This is a genomic window from Kribbella lupini (genome assembly GCF_039529595.1).
Taxonomy (GTDB): domain Bacteria; phylum Actinomycetota; class Actinomycetes; order Propionibacteriales; family Kribbellaceae; genus Kribbella; species Kribbella lupini.
This window is the reverse complement of sequence record NZ_BAAANC010000001.1, coordinates 33,127-52,787: the sequence shown is the minus strand read 5'-3', so window position 1 is coordinate 52,787 and position 19,661 is coordinate 33,127. Positions and strand designations below refer to the sequence as shown.

The 19,661-nt window shown below is 70.1% G+C and carries 24 protein-coding genes; 9 read left to right on the top strand and 15 right to left on the bottom strand.

Going from position 1 to position 19,661, the window contains the following annotated elements; translation table 11 throughout:
• Window positions 1-152 precede the first annotated feature (152 nt).
• Window positions 153-1,217, top strand: coding sequence for a hypothetical protein (locus tag ABD235_RS00290; RefSeq protein WP_344167404.1), 1,065 nt, complete (start codon window positions 153-155; stop codon window positions 1,215-1,217).
• Here the strand turns inward: ABD235_RS00290 and ABD235_RS00285 are convergent.
• The 6 genes from ABD235_RS00285 to malQ form a co-directional block, all read right to left on the bottom strand.
• Complete coding sequence (locus ABD235_RS00285; protein ID WP_344167401.1) at window positions 1,214-1,789, bottom strand: GNAT family N-acetyltransferase; 576 nt, start codon at window positions 1,787-1,789, stop codon at window positions 1,214-1,216. The genes ABD235_RS00290 and ABD235_RS00285 overlap by 4 nt on opposite strands.
• A gap of 40 nt (window positions 1,790-1,829) precedes the next feature.
• Complete coding sequence (locus tag ABD235_RS00280) at window positions 1,830-2,228, bottom strand: DUF5130 family protein (protein WP_344167398.1); 399 nt, start codon at window positions 2,226-2,228, stop codon at window positions 1,830-1,832.
• Window positions 2,215-2,496 carry an aa3-type cytochrome oxidase subunit CtaJ gene (ctaJ, locus tag ABD235_RS00275; RefSeq protein WP_344167395.1) on the bottom strand — a complete coding sequence of 94 codons (282 nt, stop codon included), beginning with the start codon at window positions 2,494-2,496 and terminating at the stop codon, window positions 2,215-2,217. Before ctaJ ends, ABD235_RS00280 begins: the two co-directional genes overlap by 14 nt.
• Before the next feature lie 83 nt (window positions 2,497-2,579).
• A complete protein-coding gene (locus ABD235_RS00270; protein ID WP_344167392.1) occupies window positions 2,580-3,083 on the bottom strand; it encodes a hypothetical protein in 504 nt (167 codons plus the stop codon).
• Window positions 3,084-3,163: 80 nt separating this feature from the next.
• On the bottom strand, window positions 3,164-3,757 hold the full coding sequence (locus ABD235_RS00265; protein ID WP_344167389.1) for a lytic polysaccharide monooxygenase auxiliary activity family 9 protein: 594 nt from the start codon (window positions 3,755-3,757) through the stop codon (window positions 3,164-3,166).
• Between the two features lie 103 nt (window positions 3,758-3,860).
• On the bottom strand, window positions 3,861-5,975 hold the full coding sequence (gene malQ / locus ABD235_RS00260; RefSeq protein WP_344167386.1) for a 4-alpha-glucanotransferase: 2,115 nt from the start codon (window positions 5,973-5,975) through the stop codon (window positions 3,861-3,863).
• A 161-nt stretch (window positions 5,976-6,136) separates the two neighbouring features.
• On the opposite strand from malQ, the gene ABD235_RS00255 reads away from it, so the two are divergent.
• Window positions 6,137-7,609 carry a glycerophosphodiester phosphodiesterase gene (locus tag ABD235_RS00255; RefSeq protein WP_344167383.1) on the top strand — a complete coding sequence of 491 codons (1,473 nt, stop codon included), beginning with the start codon at window positions 6,137-6,139 and terminating at the stop codon, window positions 7,607-7,609.
• Here the strand turns inward: ABD235_RS00255 and ABD235_RS00250 are convergent.
• Window positions 7,596-8,537, bottom strand: a complete 942-nt coding sequence (locus ABD235_RS00250) for an FAD-dependent oxidoreductase (RefSeq protein WP_344167380.1) — start codon at window positions 8,535-8,537, stop codon at window positions 7,596-7,598. The genes ABD235_RS00255 and ABD235_RS00250 overlap by 14 nt on opposite strands.
• Window positions 8,534-9,523: a DUF2157 domain-containing protein gene (locus ABD235_RS00245; protein ID WP_344167377.1), complete on the bottom strand. Its 990-nt coding sequence runs from the start codon at window positions 9,521-9,523 to the stop codon at window positions 8,534-8,536. The genes ABD235_RS00250 and ABD235_RS00245 overlap by 4 nt, the downstream gene beginning before the upstream one ends.
• A gap of 67 nt (window positions 9,524-9,590) precedes the next feature.
• Here ABD235_RS00245 and ABD235_RS00240 point away from each other — a divergent pair, with 67 nt between their 5' ends.
• Window positions 9,591-10,406: a mechanosensitive ion channel family protein gene (locus tag ABD235_RS00240; RefSeq protein ID WP_344167374.1), complete on the top strand. Its 816-nt coding sequence runs from the start codon at window positions 9,591-9,593 to the stop codon at window positions 10,404-10,406.
• Between the two features lie 57 nt (window positions 10,407-10,463).
• Here ABD235_RS00240 and ABD235_RS00235 read toward each other — a convergent pair whose 3' ends face one another.
• The 4 genes from ABD235_RS00235 to ABD235_RS00220 are packed head-to-tail and all read right to left on the bottom strand — an operon-like array spanning window position 10,464 to window position 12,191.
• Window positions 10,464-10,892, bottom strand: a complete 429-nt coding sequence (locus ABD235_RS00235; RefSeq protein WP_344167371.1) for an OsmC family protein — start codon at window positions 10,890-10,892, stop codon at window positions 10,464-10,466.
• 27 nt (window positions 10,893-10,919) lie between these two features.
• Window positions 10,920-11,339 (bottom strand): globin, encoded by a 420-nt coding sequence (locus ABD235_RS00230; RefSeq protein WP_344167368.1) that lies wholly within the window; start codon window positions 11,337-11,339, stop codon window positions 10,920-10,922.
• Window positions 11,340-11,352: 13 nt separating this feature from the next.
• Window positions 11,353-11,769 carry an acyl-CoA thioesterase gene (locus ABD235_RS00225; RefSeq protein ID WP_344167365.1) on the bottom strand — a complete coding sequence of 139 codons (417 nt, stop codon included), beginning with the start codon at window positions 11,767-11,769 and terminating at the stop codon, window positions 11,353-11,355.
• Window positions 11,766-12,191 (bottom strand): acyl-CoA thioesterase, encoded by a 426-nt coding sequence (locus ABD235_RS00220; RefSeq protein ID WP_344167362.1) that lies wholly within the window; start codon window positions 12,189-12,191, stop codon window positions 11,766-11,768. The genes ABD235_RS00225 and ABD235_RS00220 overlap by 4 nt, the downstream gene beginning before the upstream one ends.
• A gap of 101 nt (window positions 12,192-12,292) precedes the next feature.
• Between ABD235_RS00220 and fabG the strand changes: the two genes are divergently transcribed.
• Window positions 12,293-13,051 (top strand): 3-oxoacyl-ACP reductase FabG, encoded by a 759-nt coding sequence (gene fabG, locus ABD235_RS00215; protein ID WP_344167359.1) that lies wholly within the window; start codon window positions 12,293-12,295, stop codon window positions 13,049-13,051.
• A gap of 14 nt (window positions 13,052-13,065) precedes the next feature.
• Window positions 13,066-13,521 (top strand): MaoC family dehydratase, encoded by a 456-nt coding sequence (locus ABD235_RS00210; protein ID WP_344167356.1) that lies wholly within the window; start codon window positions 13,066-13,068, stop codon window positions 13,519-13,521.
• Here ABD235_RS00210 and ABD235_RS00205 read toward each other — a convergent pair.
• The 3 genes from ABD235_RS00205 to ABD235_RS00195 all read right to left on the bottom strand — a co-directional run bounded on the left by ABD235_RS00205 (window position 13,507) and on the right by ABD235_RS00195 (window position 16,119).
• Window positions 13,507-14,217 (bottom strand): Type 1 glutamine amidotransferase-like domain-containing protein, encoded by a 711-nt coding sequence (locus tag ABD235_RS00205; protein ID WP_344167353.1) that lies wholly within the window; start codon window positions 14,215-14,217, stop codon window positions 13,507-13,509. The two genes, ABD235_RS00210 and ABD235_RS00205, sit on opposite strands and share 15 nt — an antisense overlap.
• Window positions 14,217-15,107, bottom strand: coding sequence for a GNAT family N-acetyltransferase (locus tag ABD235_RS00200; protein ID WP_344167350.1), 891 nt, complete (start codon window positions 15,105-15,107; stop codon window positions 14,217-14,219). The genes ABD235_RS00205 and ABD235_RS00200 overlap by 1 nt, the downstream gene beginning before the upstream one ends.
• A 118-nt stretch (window positions 15,108-15,225) precedes the next feature.
• Complete coding sequence (locus ABD235_RS00195; RefSeq protein WP_344167347.1) at window positions 15,226-16,119, bottom strand: GNAT family N-acetyltransferase; 894 nt, start codon at window positions 16,117-16,119, stop codon at window positions 15,226-15,228.
• Window positions 16,120-16,225: 106 nt separating this feature from the next.
• Between ABD235_RS00195 and ABD235_RS00190 the strand changes: the two genes are divergently transcribed.
• Genes ABD235_RS00190 through ABD235_RS00175 form a run of 4 tightly spaced genes read left to right on the top strand, consistent with a single transcriptional unit; the run spans window position 16,226 to window position 19,647 of the window.
• On the top strand, window positions 16,226-17,125 hold the full coding sequence (locus ABD235_RS00190) for an ABC transporter ATP-binding protein (RefSeq protein ID WP_344167344.1): 900 nt from the start codon (window positions 16,226-16,228) through the stop codon (window positions 17,123-17,125).
• Window positions 17,118-18,017: an ABC transporter permease gene (locus ABD235_RS00185; protein WP_344167341.1), complete on the top strand. Its 900-nt coding sequence runs from the start codon at window positions 17,118-17,120 to the stop codon at window positions 18,015-18,017. The genes ABD235_RS00190 and ABD235_RS00185 overlap by 8 nt, the downstream gene beginning before the upstream one ends.
• Complete coding sequence (locus tag ABD235_RS00180) at window positions 18,014-18,928, top strand: ABC transporter ATP-binding protein (protein WP_344167338.1); 915 nt, start codon at window positions 18,014-18,016, stop codon at window positions 18,926-18,928. The genes ABD235_RS00185 and ABD235_RS00180 overlap by 4 nt, the downstream gene beginning before the upstream one ends.
• Entirely contained in the window at window positions 18,928-19,647 is a 720-nt protein-coding gene (locus ABD235_RS00175) for an ABC transporter permease (RefSeq protein ID WP_344167335.1), read from the top strand. Before ABD235_RS00180 ends, ABD235_RS00175 begins: the two co-directional genes overlap by 1 nt.
• The last annotated feature ends 14 nt before the right edge of the window (window positions 19,648-19,661 follow it).

Genomic DNA, 19,661 nt, shown 5'->3' with positions numbered 1-19,661 from the left:
TTGTCGTCAGATCGTGGTGAGCTGATTCCAGCCTGCGATCGGCGGTCGGGAAAGGAGATTTCTGGCACCTGAGGAGTACTCACTTACCGGCCGGTTCAGGCTTAAGCTGAACCGGAAAATCCGACGGAAAGGACTTGGGGAGGACCTTTGCCGTGACATCCCTGGACCACCGGAATCCGCCCACCGACCTCTGGTCGGGTCCGGCTGCCGATCTGGCCGCTGCCGCGGGTGCGTCGTTCGCGCCCGTCGAACCGGCCGAACCCGCCTCTGCACCAGTTGTTCTGCCCCGACTTCAGCTCCCGACCGACCGGATCGCTCCGGCGCCGTTCGACGAGCTGATCGACACCGAGCCGTCGCGGCACGTCGCCGCGGCGCACGCCACGTCGTACGGCGTGGAGCAACTTCCGGACGACTACGCCCACTACCCGCCGACCGACGGCGCGCACAGCGCCCACGGGCGGGCGAACCGCGACACCCGGGTCGGACCGGCCGCAGACCGTCGTACGGCGGCTGCCGCGCGGGACCACACGCCCGCCACCGCGACCGGCTCGTCCGGCGATCGCGGCGACAACGGGCGGGGACGCCGGGGCAACGGCCCCAAGGGCGACCGGCCGAAGCGCTCACGCGCCGCCATCGGCGCGGCCGTCGTCGCCGGTACGGCGATGGTCGGCACGTTCGCGTTCATCCTCACCAACGGCAACTCGGCCGACCCCGAGGCCGGCGGCGGCACCGGCACGGGCCGGGACTCGGCCGTCACGGCGCCGTCCGTCCCACCGTCCAACCCGCCGGCTCCGGCCGCACCCAGTACGGCGAAGGCCGACCGCAAGCCCGCCGTCCCCAAGCCGTCGACAGTGAAGACGACGGCGGCCAGCAAGACGCCGAACACCGGGGCGGAGTCGCCGAAGTTCCACAAGGGCCAGTGGATCGCGGTGCTCGACACCTACCCGACGGATGCGGGCATGGCCGCCGATCAGCTCGCCAAGAGCAAGGCGGCCGAGCTGATCACCGCCGGCGTACCGGCACGGGCCATGCTGGCGGACGGTCAGTACCCGGGCATCGTGGACGGCGGCCAGCCGGTCACGGCCACCTGGATCGTGTACGTCGGTCCGGCGTCCTCGTCGGTCAACGCGATGAACGTGTGCGTCTCCCCGAAGGTCCAGAAGGTCTACGCGAACAACGCCTGCCCGACGTACGAGCCGGCGGCAGCACTCGACTAACCCTGCAGGCCCGGATCGGTGGCGAGCCGGGCGTGCAGGTGTGAGTTGTGGCGTCGGCCGGAGGGCTCGACGTAGTAGTCCCGCATGACGCCTTCCAGCTGGAAGCCGGCGGCCGTGGCGACGCGGCAGGAGCCCTCGTTGACCAGGGCGTGGTCGAGCGAGATCCGGTGCAGCCCGACGCGGTCCGAGAACCCCCAGCGGCTCGCCGCGTCCAGGGCCCGTGCGCCCACTCGACGGCCGCGGGCGGCCGGTGTCACCCAGTACGCCGCCAGCGCCTGGTCGGGAATCCGGTGCACGTCCCGCAGCGTCACCGAGCCGAGCAGCTCACCGCTCGCGCGGTCGGCGACGGCGAAGACCGCGTTGCCGACCGCCCACGACCGCACCCGCGGCTCCAGCCAGGCCCTGGCGCGCTGAGCCGCCGGAAGCGCGATGACCGCGTTCCCGGCCGTCCAGCGCAGGATGCCCGGGTCGGCCAGCGCGACGGCGACCCCCGGCTCGTCGGACGCCGCGAACGGTCGCAGCAGGAGGTCGCCGGCCTGGATCTCGGTCGGCTCGAGACGCGTGGAACTCACCAGGTCTTTCTACCGGAGCACGACCCCGGGGGCAGGCGAATTACTGCTGGTGCGGCTCGTTCGCGTGCAGCAGCGGCGCCTGGTGCGCGTGGTCGCCCAGCTGCTGTACGCCGGTCACCAGACCGCCGGTCAGGTCGCCGGTGGCGAACGACGTCTGCATGGTCAGCGCGGCCAGTCCGGCCGAGTGGTCCGACAGCTGCCGCTTGGCGGTGGCGCCGGTGACGATCTCCAGCCGGCGACCGGCCGGGTCGACGTACACCAGGACGGTGCGGTCCGGGTCGGGCAGCTCGTTCAGCAGCTCGAGGGCGAACGGCCGGGTCTCGGAGTCGGCGCCGCCGACGTACACCGAGAAGTGCAGGCCGGAGGCCGCCTCGGCGTGCCGGACCGCGCGCTCGAGGTCGAGCAGCTGGTCGTGGGTGAAAGCGTCACCAGCTGGCACTTGCGCCTCCGGTCGAACGGGCGACGCCACTCGCGGCGGTCGCGGTCGGGGTGCTGCCGGCAGGGAGCTCGGGCAGGTTGGCCGGGTCCGGCTTGGTCGTCACCGGACCGTTGATCCACACCGGCGGAGCCCACCAGGACAGGCCCGGGCGGTACCGCGGGCCCTGCGCGATCGAGGACGCGAAGACCAGCAGCGAGATCACCGCGATCACCAGCGCCGGGATGCCGACGAACACCAGCAGGGTGTGGCCGGAGAGCAAAGGAGTCACGGTTCGAAGCCTAGGCCATCGCCGTCTCCGCGCGGTGACCGGCTCCGGCTGCACGCAATACAGCCGGAGCCGGGTTCAGGGGGTCAGCAGCCGCCGCAGTTGTAGTAGGTGATGTCCCAGTGGTTGCCCTCGTTGGCGTAGACGTTGCCGGCGCCGGACTGCCACTGCGGAGCACCGTCGCCACGGTTGGCGATCCGGGTGAAGGTGCCCTTGACGTAGCCGTCGACGCAGGAGGTCACCGCGACGTCGACCTTGTACCCGTTCCAGTGGCTGTAGGTGCCGCTGGCGTGGCCGGTCTCGGTGCCGCCGGTGACCCGGACCGCGCAACCGCTGGCCTGCTTGAGGGTGATCGTGCCCTGCACGGTCGCCAGGTTGATCTGTTCGAAGGAGGTACAGGTCGGGTTGGTGCGGGTCGAGCACCCGCCGCTGGACGACCAGGTGACGCCGGCCGCGCTGAACCGGCTGGTGGCTTGGCTGTGCGTGAGCTTGGTGACGGCGGCGGCCTGCTGGACGGCGACGACACCGGGCGTCAGCCCGGCGACGAGGGCGACGGCGGTCACCAGCGCACGGCGTACGGAGGTTTTCATGGGGACACTCCTTGAAACAGTGGGGCGGTCAGTTTCAAGGAGTGCCTTGCCCAGGAAAGTTAGTTACCAAACGCCGGGCGTCAGAAGCGGACGTCCGAGCACTGGTAGAACGCGTTCCCGGTGTCGGCGATGGTCCAGACGGCGAGGATCATGTGCCGGCCGGACCGGGTCGGCAGCTGGCCGGAGTGCGAGACCTGGAAGCCCGGCCGGGCGCCGTTGAACGGGACGGTCAGGAACGGCGTCAGCTCCAGCGCCGACCGGGTCAGCGGGGCGTTCTGGTTCCAGCCCTGCTTGGTGATGTAGTACTTGAAGTCCGTCGTCGCGTGGGCCGCGGTCAGCGTCCAGTTGAAGGTGTAGAACGAGCCGGAGTTGAGCTGGGTGGTCGGCCATGCGCCGCCCCGCTGGTCGTTCAACTGGTCGAACGCGCCGATCCCGGCGGAGCAGAGCTTGCCGTCGGCGGGACCGCCGCTCGGGAAGCCCTTGGGGCCTTCGGTGCTCTGCGGCTCCCACTGGATGTTGCCGCAGTTCTGCACCGTGCCGTTCGCGCAGTGCTTGGCCCGGCTGGTCGGGGACGTGGTGTAGCCGTGGCCGTACGCCGTGGGCACGGCGGTGATTCCGGTGAGTGCCAGCGCACCGATCGCGATCCCGGCGAGGGTCTTTCTGCGTGCTCGCATGCGAGGACTTCCTTTCCGTCAAGGGGGGCGGTACGGAAAGGACAATAGATAGCAACCTTTCAATTTTATTGTCAACAGCTCGTAAGCGTCCCCTGACAGATAGTTATCTGAGGACCCCGACCAGGCGACGCAGCCGGGTGTTGTTGGGCAGGTCCTCGATCAGCACCGGCATCCCGTCCGGCCCGCCCAGCGGGACTCGCCAGTTCGGGTACTCGTCCGTGGTGCCCGGCTGGTTCTGGGTCCTGCGCTCGCCGACGGCGTCAGCCAGGGCGACGCCGATCAGCTTGGCGGGGGTGTGCGCGACGTACCTGTGCAGCGCCTCGACGATCCGCTCGACCTCTCCCTCGTGGCCGGACAGCAGGTGCCGCTCGCGAAGCGCGGCGAGCCAGGCGTCGCGGTCTGCCTCGTCGACAGCGAGCTCCTCGGCCACCGGCCGAGTCAGCAGGCCCAGCCGGTCCCGTAGCTCGACGTGGTCACCGGCCAGGTACCCGGCCGTCGGCGGCAGGTCGTGCGTCGTCACTGTGGCCAGGCAGAGCTCCCGCCACCGCTCCGGCGCCAGCGGCTTGCCGTCGGCGTCCCGCTCGAACCAGAGCACCGACGTACCGAGTACGCCGCGCTCGGTCAGGTAGTCGCGGACCCACGGCTCGACCGTGCCGAGGTCCTCCCCCACCACGATCACACCGGCCCGGGCCGCCTCCAGCACGAGGATGCCGATCAGTGCTTCGTGGTCGTAGCGCACGTAGGTGCCCTGCGTCGGGCTCTCCTCCGAGGTCACCCACCACAGCCGGAACATGCCGAGGATGTGGTCGATTCGCAGCCCACCGGCGTGCCGCAGCTGGGCCCGGACGAGCTCACGCCAGGCGGCGTACCCGGTCTCGGCCAGTGCGTCCGGCCGCCAGGGCGGCTGCGACCAGTCCTGGCCCTGCTGGTTGAACGCGTCCGGCGGAGCACCGACGTGGATGCCCGCCGCGAGCACCTTCTGCAGCGCCCAGGCATCGGCGCCGTCCGGGTGCACGCCGACAGCAAGGTCGTGGACGACGCCCAGCTGCATACCCGCGTTCTTCGCCCGGGCCTGGGTCCGCGCCAGCTGCTCGTCGAGCTGCCACTGCAGCCAGCAGTGGAACTCCACCGCGTCCGGATTGTCGTTGCGGAAGGCAACAACTGCCGGGGCGGCCGGGTCGCGCAGCTCCTCGGGCCACTTGCTCCACTCCGGCCCGTGCACGTCCGCGATCGCGGCCCACGTGGCGAAGTCGATCAGACCGTGGCCCTCACGGTCGCAGTACGCGCCGTACTCGGCGATCCGGCCGATCGACGGGCGGACGCCGAACAGCAGCTGCAGCGCCTCCCGCTTGGCGGCCCAGACGGTGTCCCGGTCGATCCAGTCGGCGTCCTCGTTCAGGGCCCTGCTTTGGAGCCCCAGCGTGCGCACGCGGTCCCGCTCGGCGGGCGCGAGGTCGCCGTACTCGTCGATGTCCTCGATCCGCAGGTAGATCGGGTTCGCGAACCTGCGTGAGGCCGGCAGGTACGGCGAAGGCTCCATCCGGCCCGCGGTCTCGGCGGCGTGCAAGGGGTTGATCAGGACGAAGCCTGCGCCCAGGTCACCGGCCGACCAGGCGGCGAGGTCGGCCAGGTCGTGCAGGTCACCGATCCCCCACGACCGGCGCGAGCGGACCGAGTAGAGCTGCAGCACCCAGCCCCAGGTGCGATCCAGCTTCTGCGGCTCGAGCCGCTGGGGCGTGACGATCACCGTGCCGGTGAAGACCTCCGGACTGCTGCCGAGACGCGCGCAGAGGCGGTGGTAGCCGAGCGGCAGGTCCCCCGGCAGCTGGAACGTCGCCTCACCGATCTGTACACCGTCCACCCACTGCGGCTCGACCCACTTCTCCTGCTGCGGGATGTCGCGGCGCTGGCCGCCGTCCTCCAGGTCGACCCACACCTCGACGCTCGAACCGTGCGGCACGTGCAGCGGGAACCAGGGCGTCCAGCCCTCGCGCATCACCAGGGTGGCGGGCAGTACCCGGCGCCAGCGGGCCAACTGGTGCTCGTCGAGCGCCTCGGCCGCCTTGGCCGGTGTCGAAGCGTCCACACCGAGTGCGGCGAGCACAGCCGACACCACCTCGGAGGAGACCTGCACATGTCGGCCCTGCCAGTCCCAGTACTCCGTCGCAACGCCGTGGGCTACCGCTAGCTCGACAAGGGCTGGAGTGGGAGCAGTCACGCGTGCGAGTCTGCCGTATGACCGGGCCCTGAGCAGAACGCAGCGCGCCGCAGAACTTGGTCAAGGTCGTGGAACGACCTGTGCCACCAGGCGCCGGATGCCCTTACCCTGCCGGTGGCAGAGCGACGGGCGGGGGGCCTGCGTCGCCGGAGGGACAGGCTATGGAGATCACACGCCGTACGGCGATGGGCTGGCTGGGCGCACTGACTGTAGGTGCGGTGGCTACCGGCTGTCGTGGAGCCGACGCGGCCGACGGGAAGTCGGAGCCGCCGGGCGCTGTCAACCTGACCGACTGGGTGGCAGACCGCGGCGACAAGTACCTGATCGCCCACCGCGGCATCGGGGACCTGTTCCCCGAGCACAGCATGGAGTCGTACCAGGCCGCCTTCGACGCCGGCGCCCAGGCGCTGGAGATCAGCGTCGGCATCACGTCCGACAACGTCCTGGTCTGCCTGCACGACCAGAGCCTCGAGCGGACCACCAATCTGGCCGGCCTGCTCAGCCGGATCAGCTACGCCGACCTGCAGAAGGGGTGGATCGACGTGCCCCGGCTGGGCCCGTACTGGCAGACCACGAAGGTCCGGGTGCCGCTGTTCGAGGAGGTGCTCAAGCGGTTCGGCGGCCGGGCGATCCTCTGCGTGGAGGCCAAGGACGACCGGGCGCACGGGCCGATGATGTCGATGGTCGCCAAGCATCGGCTGGAGACGTCGGTGATGCTGAAGACGTACTTCAGGAGCAAGCGGATCACCGAGGCGAAGGCTCAGGGACTCGGCGTGTTCGCCTATTACACGACCCCCGCGGAGATGACGCTGGAGTCCGTGCAGACCGTGGCCAGCCTGCTGTCGCCCCGCAGCGACGCGATCGTCGTACCGAACTCCGGGCCCGGTGGCTACCTGGCCGGTGAGCTGGTGGACAACGCCGTGGCGACCGGCATCCCGATCTGGCCCTACCCGCTGCACCGGCGGTCCGACCTGACGCACTACACCGCGTTGGGCATGGCCGGAGCGGTCACGTCGAACATCACCTACCTGCTGGGCAAGACCGAGGTCGGTGTGGCCGACCAGTGGGCGCGCGGCCTCGCCGTACCGGGTGAGCTGACCAGGGACCCGTACGACGACCGCTTCGCGCTGCAGTGGGGACCGGGCGGCTCGATTCGCCTGGCCGCGAGCAAGGCGCAGCACTTCCTCACGCTGGGCAACCTGGGCCCGATCACCGCACCGGCGTACTCGGTCGAGTTCGAGGCGTCGTACGACGTCCTGCCGAAGGACCCGACGGCCAACCTGACGCTGGCGTTCGGGCACACCGACGACCGGTACTACGAACACCGGCAGGGCCTGTCCAACGGCTACCACGCGATCATGCAGCGCGACGGCGAGGTGGGGCTCTACCAGCACGAGGTGGGCAAGCCGGCCGGGACGCTGCTCGGCTCGGAGGTGACGGCGGAGCCGGTGCGCGGGCGGTGGATGAAGTTCCGGCTGGAGGTGACGCCGACCCGACTCACCTGGAGCCGACTGGACCGGCCCGCGCGAGTCACTGTGGAGGACAACACGTTCCGCGGCGGTTACCTGCACCTGGGCCGCGGTTCGCTCGACGGGACGTTGTCGCTGCGCGGCCTGAAGGTCACACGAGGCTGACGGCCTCCTGGGCGCATCCCCAGCCCAGGGTGATGCCGCTGCCGCCGTGGCCGTAGTTGTGCACGACCGGCACCCCGGGGACGAGCTCCTCGTCCCGCTCCAGCCGCACCTCGGGCCGGCCCGGACGCAGGCCGACCAGGGCTTCGATGACCTCGGCCTCGGCCAGTGCAGGGACCAGATCGGTGCAGCGCGCGACGATCGAGGCAGTGGTGGCGTCGTCGACCGTGGTGTCCCAGCTGCCCTGGTCCAGCGTGCCGCCGAGGATGCAGTCGTCCGTGCGCGGGTGGATGTAGGCCCGGCCCGCCGGGTGGTGCTCGTCGCGGACGGACAGGGTGAGGCCGGGGTTGCGCACCCGGACGATCTGGCCGCGGATCGGGTACGTCGTACGGTCGCCGACCAGCTGTCCGGCGGCGAGGCCGGCGCAGTTGACGATGACGTCCGGGGACAAGTCGAGCAGGTCGGTGAGAGCGGCTACTCGTCGTACGACGTGCCGGCCGCCGGTGTCGAGGTAGCGCTGGTGGAGGCGCGGCAGGTACGTCGGCATCTCGACCAGGGGTACGGCGAACCGCAGGCCGTGGGAGTAGCCGGGTGGGAGCTCGTCCGGCCGCGCCGGACGGACGTCACCGACCGCGTCCGCCCATGGCTGCGGGCCAGGCTCTTCGCGGTAGACCACGAGGGACTCGCGCATCACCACACCGAGTACGCCACGCTCTGCCTCGGCTGCGAGCACGTCGTACGTCGTACTGCCCCAGGCGGCGACCTTGTGGGCCGGTCCGGCCGAGGTCGGGAACCAGACTGCGGCCGCCAGGTGGGAGGTGGTCGCTTCTGTGGCGTCAGCGCTCACCACGACGACGTCGTCGCCGCGCTTACGCAGCAGGAGTGCAGTGGACAGGCCGCTGACGCCTGCACCCAGTACGACGACTCTCACGTGGTCCGCCGCTGACGACGCGACAGCACGAGTACGGCGACCAGCAGGCCGGCGCTGGCGACCACGAGACCGATGGCCACGCCGGCCACGTTGTCGGTGAGCTGGTAGAGCGCGGTCGGCCAGATCACCAGCAGGATCGAGCAGCCGACCACCGCGTACGCCGACGCGTGCACCCGGCCGTACGCGACCAGCAGCGCGGCCGGACCCGCCGTACCGACCGCCAGCGCCATCACCTCGCCGCGCTCCTGGATCAGCCAGCAGATGGACGAGCTGAACATCGCCGCACCGGCCAGCGACCACGACGTCACCTGGTCGCGCACCAGACCAACCAGGGCCAGCACGAAGGCGACCAGGATGAACCCGGTGCCGGCGATGCCCGCGCTGTTGGTGTGCACGCTGTCCGCGGGCGTCAGCACGTCCGAGGTGATCACCAGCACCCCGACGGCGAGGATGCTGAACATCGCCACCAGCAGGGACGAACCCTGCAGCCACCAGACACCGACTGCCGCCAGTGCCAGGGCCACTGCGACACCGGCGATCCGGCCGGCCTCGCCCTCGATCGCGACGTACGTGGCGAAGCCCGCGACGCAGCAACCCAGTGAGGCGAGTGCGGAGCTCAGTTGCTCGCGGCGACGGAACAGGGCGAGCACCACTGCCGCAGCGAGGAGGAGGACCGCCGCACTCGTACCGGTGGTGATGCGGGCCGCTCGGCCCATCTCACCCCAGTTGGCCACCGTGAGAAGGGCCACTGCGCCCAGGAGGAGGGCACCGCCGATGTAGCCGAGCACCTCCATCAGCGCCGAGCTGTGGGGTGGAGCCGGGCGAGGCTGCTTGGGCGCGGGCGTTTCAGCCGGTTTGGTCGCCGTACCGGGCTCCGGTGCCGCACTGTCCGCGTCGGCCGCGTCACGAAGGGCATCCGCCTGGTACTGACGCAGCACTCCGGCACTCACCAGGCGCTTGAGCTCGTCATCCAGCCTGCTCGGCATAGACCGTCTTTCCTCCCAGCGGTTGGTTCGTGAGTTCAGGCGGTGGTCACTACAGTAGGGCGGCGAGATGCCTATTCTGCTCAGCTACCCCGTGTCCCTGCTCAGTCACCCCCTGCTTTCCCTGCCTGAACAGTTCCCGACGTTCTTCCGCCGCGGCAACGACGGCAAGCTCGAAGTGACCGACCAGATCGTCATGGTCCCGGCCCGGATCGCCGGGCTGATCGTGGCGTTCTTCGTGCTGCGCTGGCTGCTGCACAAGGCGATCCGGCGGTTCGCCCGGCGGACCGGGAACGGCGCGGTGGCCGGCGTGCTGGCCAAGTCCAAGCGCGGCCAGGAGTTCGTCGAGAACACCCTGGCCAACGAGCGCCGCGCCCAGCGAGCCGAGACGATCGCGTCGCTGCTGTGCAGTGCGGTGACGATCGTGCTGACCGCCGTCACCGTCGTGATGGTGCTCGCCGAGCTCGGCTTCAACATCCTCCCGGTGGTCGCGTCGGCGTCCATCATCGGTGTCGCGCTCGGCTTCGGCGCGCAGACGCTGGTCAAGGACTTCCTGGCCGGCATCTTCATGATCTTCGAGGACCAGTACGGCGTCGGCGACCTGATCGACATGGAGAAGGCCACCGGCGTCGTCGAGGCGGTCGGCCTGCGCGTCACCCGCCTGCGCGGCGAGGACGGCACCATCTGGTACGTCCGCAACGGCGAGGTCCTGCGGATCGGCAACCTCACCAACCGCGACCCCGACGGCGGCCCGTCAGGCGTTGGCTCCGCCGCGGAAAAGGAAGAGGAACAACACCTCACCGAGCCTCCGGCCGAACAGCCCAGTACTCCGCAGGAGCCCGCCGCGGCCTCCCGCCCCGGCGGCGGACACACCCCGCCCGACTGAGCCAAACGCCGACGGCGCCGACCCCGCAGGGGTCGGCGCCGTCGGCTGAAGTGGAGCTCAGGCGGTGAAGGTGACGTCCAGCGTGATGGTGACCGCGGCGAGGGCCTGGGAGACCGGGCAGTTCTTCTTGGCCTCCTCGGCGAACTCGGCGAACTGCTCGGCGGTCAGGCCGGGGACCTTGCCGTTGACCGAGAGCTTGATGCCGGTGATGCCCTCACCCGGCTGGAAGGTGACGTCGGCGGTGGTGTCGATCGACTCCGGCGCGTGGCCGGCGCCGGCCAGCGCGTGCGACAGCGCCATCGAGAAGCAGGTCGAGTGCGCCGCCGCGATCAGCTCCTCCGGGCTGGTCTTGCCGTTCGCGTCGTTGGCGCGCGAAGCCCACGACACGTCGTACGTGCCGATCCCGGACGACTCGAGGGCGACCTGGCCGGCGCCCTCCATCAGCGAGCCTTCCCAGTGGGCCTTGGCGGTGCGAACTGTTGCCATGCTCGTGTGTCTCCTTCGAAGAGGTGCTCAGTGTCCGGACACGTCGATCGCGCCGGGGTAGGTCGGTTCGTCGGTGTTCACCATGCTGTGCGCGGCCATCACCATGTACTTCCAGATCTCCTCGTCCCGGTCCGGGGGCAGGGCGATCTCGTCCAGGGCGGCCCGCATGTGGCCGAGCCAGCGGTCCCGTGCGCTCGGGGTGACGGCGAACGGGTGGTGCCGCATCCGCAGCCGGGGGTGCCCGCGCTGCTCGGAGTAGGTCCGCGGTCCGCCCCAGTACTGCTCCAGGAACATCCGGAAGCGCACCTCGGCCGGGCCGAGGTCCTCCTCCGGGTACATCGGGCGCAGTTCCGGGTCGGCCGCGACGCCGCGGTAGAACGCGGCGATCAGCCGGTGGAACGTCTCGGCCCCGCCGACGGCGTCGTAGAAGCTCTGTGGCTCACTCATCGGTTTCAGTGTCTCAAGCCACCGAAACGTGCTTGCCGAGGGCTGCCCGCTCGGCCTCGTCGAGCGGCCGCTTGGCGTGCGTGTCCGCGGTCACCGTGACCAGCACGGACGTCGCCTTGCAGTAGACGAGCCCTTCGGCGTGGTCCACGATCCGCGACTGCAGCGTGTACGACGACGTACCGACCGCCGAGACCCACACGTCCACGGCGTACGGCGGGTGCCGCAGCAGGATCGGGCGCAGGTAGTCGACGGTCTGGCTGACCAGCACCACCGGCGACCGCCCGAAGAACTCGTCCGCGCCGACCCCGAACACGTTCGCCAGGAACGCGATCCGCGCCTCCTGCAGGTAGTCGAAGTACCGCACGTTGTTGACGTGGTCGTAGGAGTCGATGTCGGACCAGCGGACCAGCACCGGGTGACTGAAGGTCATGCGCCCACCAGTTTCGTGAGCGCCTCGCGCTCCACGGGGGTGATCCGCCGCAACCTGCCCGCGGCGAAGTCGAACGGCACCAGCCGGGTCTTCGCCTCGACGTACGTCGTGCGCTCGGGCGACACGTCGAGGATCTCGTAGTCGACCGTGAACGACGCGGCCCGGATCTCGGAGATCCACAGCTCGATCCGGACCGGCTCGGGGCGGAAGCGCAGCGGCGCCCGGTACTGCACCTCGTGCCGGGCGACCAGCAGCCCGGTCTCCAGGTCGTCGGCGCCGAGCTCCTTGGCGGTCCGGAACAGGAAGTCGACGCGCGCGTCCTGCAGGTAGTCGACGTACCGGCCGTTGTTCACGTGGCCGAGCGCGTCCATGTCCCCCCAGCGCAGCGGGCAGTGGTAGACGTGCCGGTTGTGATGATCCACACCAAGGATCATCCCATCCGGACCACGCGCGATCTGACGCAACGTGGGTAATGTCATCCCGGATACCGACCGAACTCAGGCCGAACTCAGGAGTAGGTGCGATGAGCGAGCAGCAGCGGGTGGCGATCGTGACCGGGGCGGCCCGGGGAATCGGCGCCGCGGTGGCGCAGCGGCTCGCCGCCGACGGCAACGCCGTCGCCGTGCTGGACCTGGACGAGGCGGCCTGCGCCGGCACCGTCGAGGCGATCACCGCCGCGGGCGGCAAGGCCGTCGCGATCGGGTGCGACGTGAGCAAGTCCGACCAGGTGACCGCCGCGGTCGAGCGGGTGGTGGCCGAGCTGGGCGCGCCGACGATCCTGGTCAACAACGCCGGAGTACTGCGTGACAACCTGCTGTTCAAGATGTCCGAGGACGACTGGGACACCGTGATGTCGGTGCACCTCAAGGGCAGCTTCCTGATGTCGAAGGCCTGCCAGGCGCACATGGTCGAGGCGGGCTACGGCCGGATGGTGTTCCTGTCGTCGACGTCCGCGCTGGGCAACCGCGGCCAGGCCAACTACGCCTCGGCCAAGGCCGGTCTGCAGGGCCTGGCCAAGACGCTGGCCTTCGAGCTGGGCAAGTTCGGCGTCACCGCGAACGCGATCGCGCCGGGCTTCATCGAGACCGACATGACCGCGGCCACCGCGGCCCGGGTCGGGATCGACTTCGAGGAGTTCAAGAAGGCGACCGCCGCCGCCATCCCGGTCCAGCGCACCGGCAAGCCCGAGGACATCGCCGCCGCCGCGTCGTTCTTCTGCTCGGAGGAGTCCGGCTTCGTCTCCGGGCAGGTCCTGTACGTCGCCGGCGGACCCCGCAACTGAGGCTGGAGACCGACATGCCCCGCACCTTCACCGGAGTCGACGCAGTGGTCGGCGCCGTCGGCACCCAGCTCGGCGAGACCGAGTGGCTGGAGATCACCCAGGAGCAGGTCAACCAGTTCGCCGAGGCGACCGGTGACCACCAGTGGATCCACGTCGACGTCGAGCGCGCGGCCTCCGGCCCGTACGGCACGACGATCGCCCACGGGTACCTGACGCTCAGCCTGATCGCCCGCTTCGGCGCGGAGCTCTTCGACGTCGACGGCGTCTCGGCGAAGCTCAACTACGGCGTCAACAAGGTCCGCTTCCCCACGCCGGTCCCGGTCGGCTCCCGGGTCCGCGCCGGTGCGTCGATCTCCGGCGCGCAGGAGACCCCGGCCGGCGTACAGGTCTCCCTCCAGTGGGTCATCGAGCTGGAGAACTCCACCAAACCAGCCTGCGTCGCCGAAACCGTCGTCCTACTCGTCCCCTAGGTACCGCGCTCCCAGCCGCTCCTCGACGACCTCGCCGTCAACAGCCCGTACGACGTACGCCGCCTTGCCCGGCGTCGAGGTCACCGCTTCGACCAGCTCGCCGTCACGGAAGTGCAGCCCGACGCCGTCCTCGGCCGCGTACCCGCCCGGGAACCCGTCGCGCACCAGCTTCACGTACGTGTCCCGGCGGAGCTCCTCGCCGTCGTAGTGCGGGCAGGCACTCCCCCGCAGCAACCCGAGCCCGTCCTCCAGCGGCGCCAGACTGCTGACGTCGAACGAGTCGGTCACCGACCCCTCGAACCAGCAGTTCATCCCGGCGCTGATCCCGGCCAGCACCACACCGTCGTCGTACGCGTTCCGCAGCGCCCGGTCGAGTCCGTGCACCCGCCAGACCGCCAGCAGGTTCGCCGTACTGCCGCCGCCGACGTAGATCACGTCCTGGCCGCGGACGAAGCCGTCCAGATCGGTGACGGACCGGTTGAACAGCGAGAGCACCGAGGCGTCCGCGCGGGACGGCCCGAAGGCGTCCAGAAAGCGTTCGCTGTAACCGTCGGAGTCGCCGCTGGCGGTCGGTACGAAGCAGACGCGCGGCAGTCGTCCCTTGACCGCGGCCAACGACAGCAGGAAGTCGTCGAGCAGCGGGTTGTCGGGTTCCATCGAGAAACCGCCGCCGCCCAGCGCCAGGATCTGGCCCATCAGAGGGGGCAGATCAGGACGGTGTGGGTGGCGGTGCGGGTGTAGCCGAGCCACTGGTTGACGGCGATCATCGGGCTGTTGCCGTCGTAGTTCGCCGTGTACATGCCGGTGACGCCCGCCGCGGCGGCGCGGTGGAGCGTCGCGCACTTGACCAGCTTGGCGAAACCCCGGCCGCGGAACTCGGGCAGCGTTGCGGTCATCTGCGACCAGATCTTCTCGTGGTCGCCGTTGCCCAGCGTGAAGCCGACGACGCGGCCGTCGGTGTCGACCAGGGCCGTGCTCAGGTCGAGCACCATCGCGGGCGAGTCCCAGATCGCGGCCAGCCACTGCTCGTACGGCCGGGAGGTGATCTTCGCGTCGCCCGGCTTGGTCTGCTGGGCGATCTCGTCGGCCTCGTACAACCGCCGCGGATCCAGCTCGTTCACCGGCGACAACCGCAGCCCCTCCGGCACTGGCGGCAGCTCCGGCGCGTCGCTCGGCGCCATGCTCGCGTAGTGCACGCGGCGCGTCTCGCGGTAACCCCACTGCGAGGCCCAGCCGACCGACGCCGGATCGGCGAACACCCGGGCCGTGACCGCCCCGCCTTCCTTCAGCCGCTCGTGCGCCGTCTCGAGCAACGCCGTACCGACGCCGCGCCCGCGGTGCTCCGGGTGGACGATCAACCGCAACTGCCCGTCGACCGGGTCCGACCCCGAGATCAGCCCGGTACTGGTCCAGCCGATCACCTGCTCGCCGTCGACCGCGGCGAACACCCCGTACCCGGGCCCGTCGGCGGGGCCGCTCAGCCGTCGGCGCAAACCCGATCCGGTGGTCGCCAGGAACGGCGCGACCAGGTCGTGCAGCACCAACGCCGACTCGGCGTCGCCCATCTGGGCCGGCCTGATCTCCATCGGAACCCCTTCCACCGAAGTACTGGGGAAGATATCGCCTGCGCCGGGCCGATCCGGGCTGGTCCGGTGTAAACACGCGGGCAAACTTCGCTGTGTGAGCGAAGCCCCCGGTACCCCGTCACAGCGTGCGTAACAGGCCGATCTGCGTCTCCACCCGGCGGTAGCCGAGCCAGTTGTTCACGGCAAGCATCGGACCGTTCTCGTCGTCGTTCGAGGTGAACGCGCCGACGATCCCGGCGGCCGCCGCACGCCGCAGCGCGACCGACTTCACCAGCTTGGCCAGCCCTCGTCCCCGGTACGCCGGAAGCGTGCCGGTCATTCCCGCCCAGGCCCGGTCACCCGCCGTCTCGACCACGGTGAACGACGCGATCTCGTCACCGGCCAGGGCCGCCACCGACAACGCCTTGTCGATCGCGGGGCTCTCCCAGATCTCCCGCACCCACTCGTCGAAGTCGACCGCGTCGATCGGCGAGTCGCCCGGTTCGTCCCGGCTCGCGACGGTGTCGGCGTCGTAGGCCTGGCGGGCCGTCACCTGCTCGAGGCCGACCAGCTCGATCCCTTCCGGCGTCGGCGGCTGCTCGGGCAACGGCTGCCGCAGGTCGACGCCGGAGTAGTGCATCTGCCGCGACCCGTCGTACCCACGCCGCTTGGCGAACTCCACGCCGGACGGCGACGCGAAGACCCGGACGCGGACCGCGCCGACGTCGCCGAGATGTTCGTGCAGGCGCGCAGCCAACGCGCCACCGATTCCCTGCAGGCGGTGGTCGGGATGCACGTGGACGTTGAGGCCGGCCTGGCCTTCCTCGCTGGTCCAGGTGTTCATCGACGCGGATCCCCAGGCGACCACCTGACCGTCGGCCAGACCCACCAGGTGCAACGGTTTCTCGCCCGCGCCCTCGGTGGTGATCATGTGCGCGATCGTCGCCGGCGACATCACGGCGAACGGGAAGACGTCACGTCGTACGGCGGCCAGCGCCTCGGCGTCGTCGGGTCGGGCCGGCCTGATCTGCATGCGCGCGACGATAGCCAGGCGGCCGTCGTACCGGCCACTGGTTTTGGGACGGGATCGCAACGGCTGACGATTCTGCGACGAGCCGCTCAACCACTAGGGTTGGCAGGTGCCCGTGATCGCGACCACCGCGCTGACCAAGCGCTACCCCCGCGTGACGGCACTGGACGAGCTGACCGTCGAGGTGGGGTCCGGCGTGACCGGGCTGGTCGGAGCCAATGGTGCCGGCAAGTCGACCCTGCTGAAGATCCTGCTCGGACTGATCGCCCCGACCGCCGGAAGTGCCATCGTGCTGGGACACGACGTGGTCACCGGCGGCGAGGCGGTCCGGGCGCTCGTCGGCTACATGCCCGAGCACGACTGCCTGCCGCCCGACGTCTCCGCGACCGAGTTCGTCGTGCACCTCGGCCAGATGTCCGGCCTGCCGGCCACCGCGGCCCGCGAACGCGCGGCCGACGTGCTGCGGCACGTCGGTCTCGACGAGGCCCGGTACCGGCCGATGGGCGGCTACTCGACCGGCATGAAGCAGCGCGTGAAGCTCGCGCAGGCCCTGACCCACGACCCGAAACTCGTGCTGCTGGACGAACCGACCAACGGTCTCGACCCGGCCGGCCGCGACGAGATGCTCGCGCTGGTCCGCCGGATCGGCACGGAGTTCGGCATCCCGGTGCTGATCACCTCGCACCTGCTCGGCGAGCTGGAGTCGGTCTGCGACCACATCGTCGTACTGGACGGCGGCCGGCTGCTGCGTTCGGAGTCGAAGGCCGCGCTGACCGGCGAAACCGGCGTACTGGCTGTGGAAGTGCGCGACCTGAGTGGTCGCGACCGGCTCGGCGAAGCCCTGGCTCACGCGGGGGCGCGGGCTCGTGCCGAAGGCCCGCTGGTGCTGGTGGAGATCAGCGGCGAGGAGACGTACGACCTGGTCCGCGACACCGTGGCCGAGCTGGGGCTGGGACTCGTCCGGGTCGAACCGCACCGGCACCGGCTGGAAGAGGTCTTCAGTGTCTGAGCAGGTCCCCCCGCCTCCGCGGACCGGCGTGATCCACGACATCGGGTACCGGCACTACGACGGCCCGCGGCTCGGACGCTTCGCGATCAGCCAGGCGTTGCTGGCGGCAAGCGTCCGCCACGCGTACGGGATCGGTCGGTCCGGCAAGTCGAAGGTGATGCCGATCCTGCTGCTCGCGGTGATGGTGGTCCCGGTCGCGATCATCGTCGGCATCGAGATCTCGCTGCAGCTCGACAGCCCTCCGGTGATCCCGGCGCACTACGTCTTCTTCCTGCAGCCGGTGATCGCGCTCTACCTCGCGGCGCAGGCGCCGCAGCTGTTCTCGCGCGACCTGCGGTACGGCTCGATCGTGCTGTACCTGGCGCGGCCTCCCCGGCGTACGGACTATGCGCTGGCCAAGCTCGGCGCGCTGATCATCGCGCTGATGATCCTGATCGGCATCCCGCTGTTCGTCCTGTACGTCGGCGCGGTGCTCGCGAAGTTCGACTTCACCGACATGACGCGCGAGTTCGCGACCGGGCTCGCGGGTGGGCTGCTGCTGTCGATCATGCTCGCGTCGATCGGCGGGCTGATCGCCGCCGCGACGCCGCGCCGCGGGTTCGCGGTCGCCGCGATCATCACCGTGCTGATCGTGTCGTTCACCGCGACGGTCACCACCACCGCGATCCTGGACACCGACCAGAAGATGACCAGTACGGCGGCCCGGTTCGCCAACCTGGGGTCGCCGTTCACGCTGTCGCGGACGTTGAGCACGTTCGTGTTCCGCGACGACACCGACGGCTGGATGCCGACCACCGCGCAGGGACTGGTGTTCCTGGCGGTCTGGCTGCTCGTGGTCGGGCTGTGCGTGTGGGGCCTCAACCGGCGGTACGCGAAGGTGGCCCGCGGGTGAGCGTGATCCAGATCGAGAAGGTCTCCCGCTGGTACGGCAACGTCGTCGCGGTCAACGACGTCACGATGACCATCGGCCCCGGCGTCACCGGCCTGCTCGGCCCGAACGGCGCCGGCAAGTCGACGCTGATCACGATGATGGCGGGCTTCCTGCCGCCGTCGGTCGGTACGGTGACGCTGGACGGCGTACCGGTGTGGCGGAACGAGCGGGCGTACTCCGCGATCGGTTTGGTCCCGGAGACCGAGGCCGTGTACGACGTACTGACGGGCGCTGCTTTCGTACGGGCCAATGCCGAGCTGCACGGGCTGGCGGCGCCGGGGGCTGCCGCGGAGGCCGCGATCGCCGTGGTGGCGATGGAGGATGCGGCGGGGCGGCGCATCTCGACGTACTCGAAGGGCATGAAGCAGCGGATCAAGATGGCGGCCGCGCTCGTGCACGAGCCGTCGGTGCTGCTGCTCGACGAGCCGTTCAACGGGATGGACCCGCGGCAGCGGCTGCATCTCATGGAGCTGCTGCGCAAGATGGGCGGCGACGGGCGCACGGTGCTGTTCAGCTCGCACATCCTGGAGGAGGTGCAGCAGGTCGCCACCCACATCGAGGTCGTGGTGTCGGGGCGGCACGCGGCCTCGGGTGACTACCGCGCGATCCGGACGCTGATGGTGGACCGGCCGATGCTGTACCGGCTGCGCTCCAGCGACAACCGGCGGCTCGCGTCGGCCCTGATCGGCGATCCGTCGACCGCGGGCGCCGATCTGGACGACGCCTCCTTGCAGATCCGGGTGGTCGACTTCGAACGCTTCAGCCGGCTGGTCCCTGGGCTGGCGCGGGATCTCGGCATCCGGCTGCTGGAGGTCTCCCCCACCGACGAGTCGCTCGAGAGCGTCTTCTCCTACCTGGTCGGGAGGCACTGATGGTCGTGCGCACGATCGTCCGGCTGACGCTCGCGACACTGTTCGGCAGCCGGCGCGGGTTGCTGCTGTACATCCTGCCTGCCGTCTTCGTCGGTCTGTGCGTGCTGCTGGCCCTGACCGTCGACGACAAGTCCGGCCTGCAGGTCGCCTTGTTGCAGCAGTTCGGCCTGGCCGTCATCCTGCCGCTCGTCGCGCTGGTCGCCGGCACGGGCGCGATCGCCTCCGAGATCGACGACGGCTCGATCGTCTACCTGCTCAGCAAGCCCATCAAGCGCTCCACGATCATCCTCACCAAAGCCGTCGTCGCCGTCGGTGTCGTCCTGGTCGTGGGTGCCCTCCCGCTTCTGCTGGCCGGTGTCGTCCTCGACCCCCACGACCTCACCACAGCCGTCGCCTTCAGCACCGGCGCCCTGGTCGCCGGCATCGCCTACGTCGCGATCTTCGTCGCCCTGTCCGTCTTCTCCGGCAACGCCGTCACCATCGGCCTGATCTACTGCCTGCTGTGGGAAAGCGTCATGGGCCAGTACGTCGACGGCGCCAAGGTCCTGTCGGTCCAGCAGTGGTCCCTGGCCCTGATCAGCAACCTGACGGATGCCCCGCGCGTGGAGTCCGCCGTCAAACTCCCCATCGCCACGATCCTCCTGCTGGCGGTCACGATCACCGCCCTCACCCTGGCGATCACCAAACTCCGCTCGCTGATCCTCTCCACGGCGGAGTAAGAGCCCCCACGCAG

Bases quoted from the DNA above. Each gene is read 5' to 3' on its own strand.
- ABD235_RS00225 (WP_344167365.1), bottom strand. From the start codon at position 11,769: ATGACCTTCAGTCACCCGGTGCTGGTCCGCTGGTCCGACATCGACTCC.
- ABD235_RS00210 (WP_344167356.1), top strand. From the start codon at position 13,066: ATGCCCCGCACCTTCACCGGAGTCGACGCAGTGGTCGGCGCCGTCGGC.
- ABD235_RS00200 (WP_344167350.1), bottom strand. From the start codon at position 15,107: ATGGAGATCAGGCCGGCCCAGATGGGCGACGCCGAGTCGGCGTTGGTG.
- ABD235_RS00265 (WP_344167389.1), bottom strand. From the start codon at position 3,757: ATGCGAGCACGCAGAAAGACCCTCGCCGGGATCGCGATCGGTGCGCTG.
- ABD235_RS00195 (WP_344167347.1), bottom strand. From the start codon at position 16,119: ATGCAGATCAGGCCGGCCCGACCCGACGACGCCGAGGCGCTGGCCGCC.
- fabG (WP_344167359.1), top strand. From the start codon at position 12,293: ATGAGCGAGCAGCAGCGGGTGGCGATCGTGACCGGGGCGGCCCGGGGA.
- ABD235_RS00245 (WP_344167377.1), bottom strand. From the start codon at position 9,523: ATGCCGAGCAGGCTGGATGACGAGCTCAAGCGCCTGGTGAGTGCCGGA.
- ABD235_RS00175 (WP_344167335.1), top strand. From the start codon at position 18,928: ATGGTCGTGCGCACGATCGTCCGGCTGACGCTCGCGACACTGTTCGGC.
- ABD235_RS00270 (WP_344167392.1), bottom strand. From the start codon at position 3,083: ATGAAAACCTCCGTACGCCGTGCGCTGGTGACCGCCGTCGCCCTCGTC.
- ABD235_RS00235 (WP_344167371.1), bottom strand. From the start codon at position 10,892: ATGGCAACAGTTCGCACCGCCAAGGCCCACTGGGAAGGCTCGCTGATG.
- ABD235_RS00205 (WP_344167353.1), bottom strand. From the start codon at position 14,217: ATGGGCCAGATCCTGGCGCTGGGCGGCGGCGGTTTCTCGATGGAACCC.
- ABD235_RS00240 (WP_344167374.1), top strand. From the start codon at position 9,591: ATGCCTATTCTGCTCAGCTACCCCGTGTCCCTGCTCAGTCACCCCCTG.
- ABD235_RS00255 (WP_344167383.1), top strand. From the start codon at position 6,137: ATGGAGATCACACGCCGTACGGCGATGGGCTGGCTGGGCGCACTGACT.
- ABD235_RS00230 (WP_344167368.1), bottom strand. From the start codon at position 11,339: ATGAGTGAGCCACAGAGCTTCTACGACGCCGTCGGCGGGGCCGAGACG.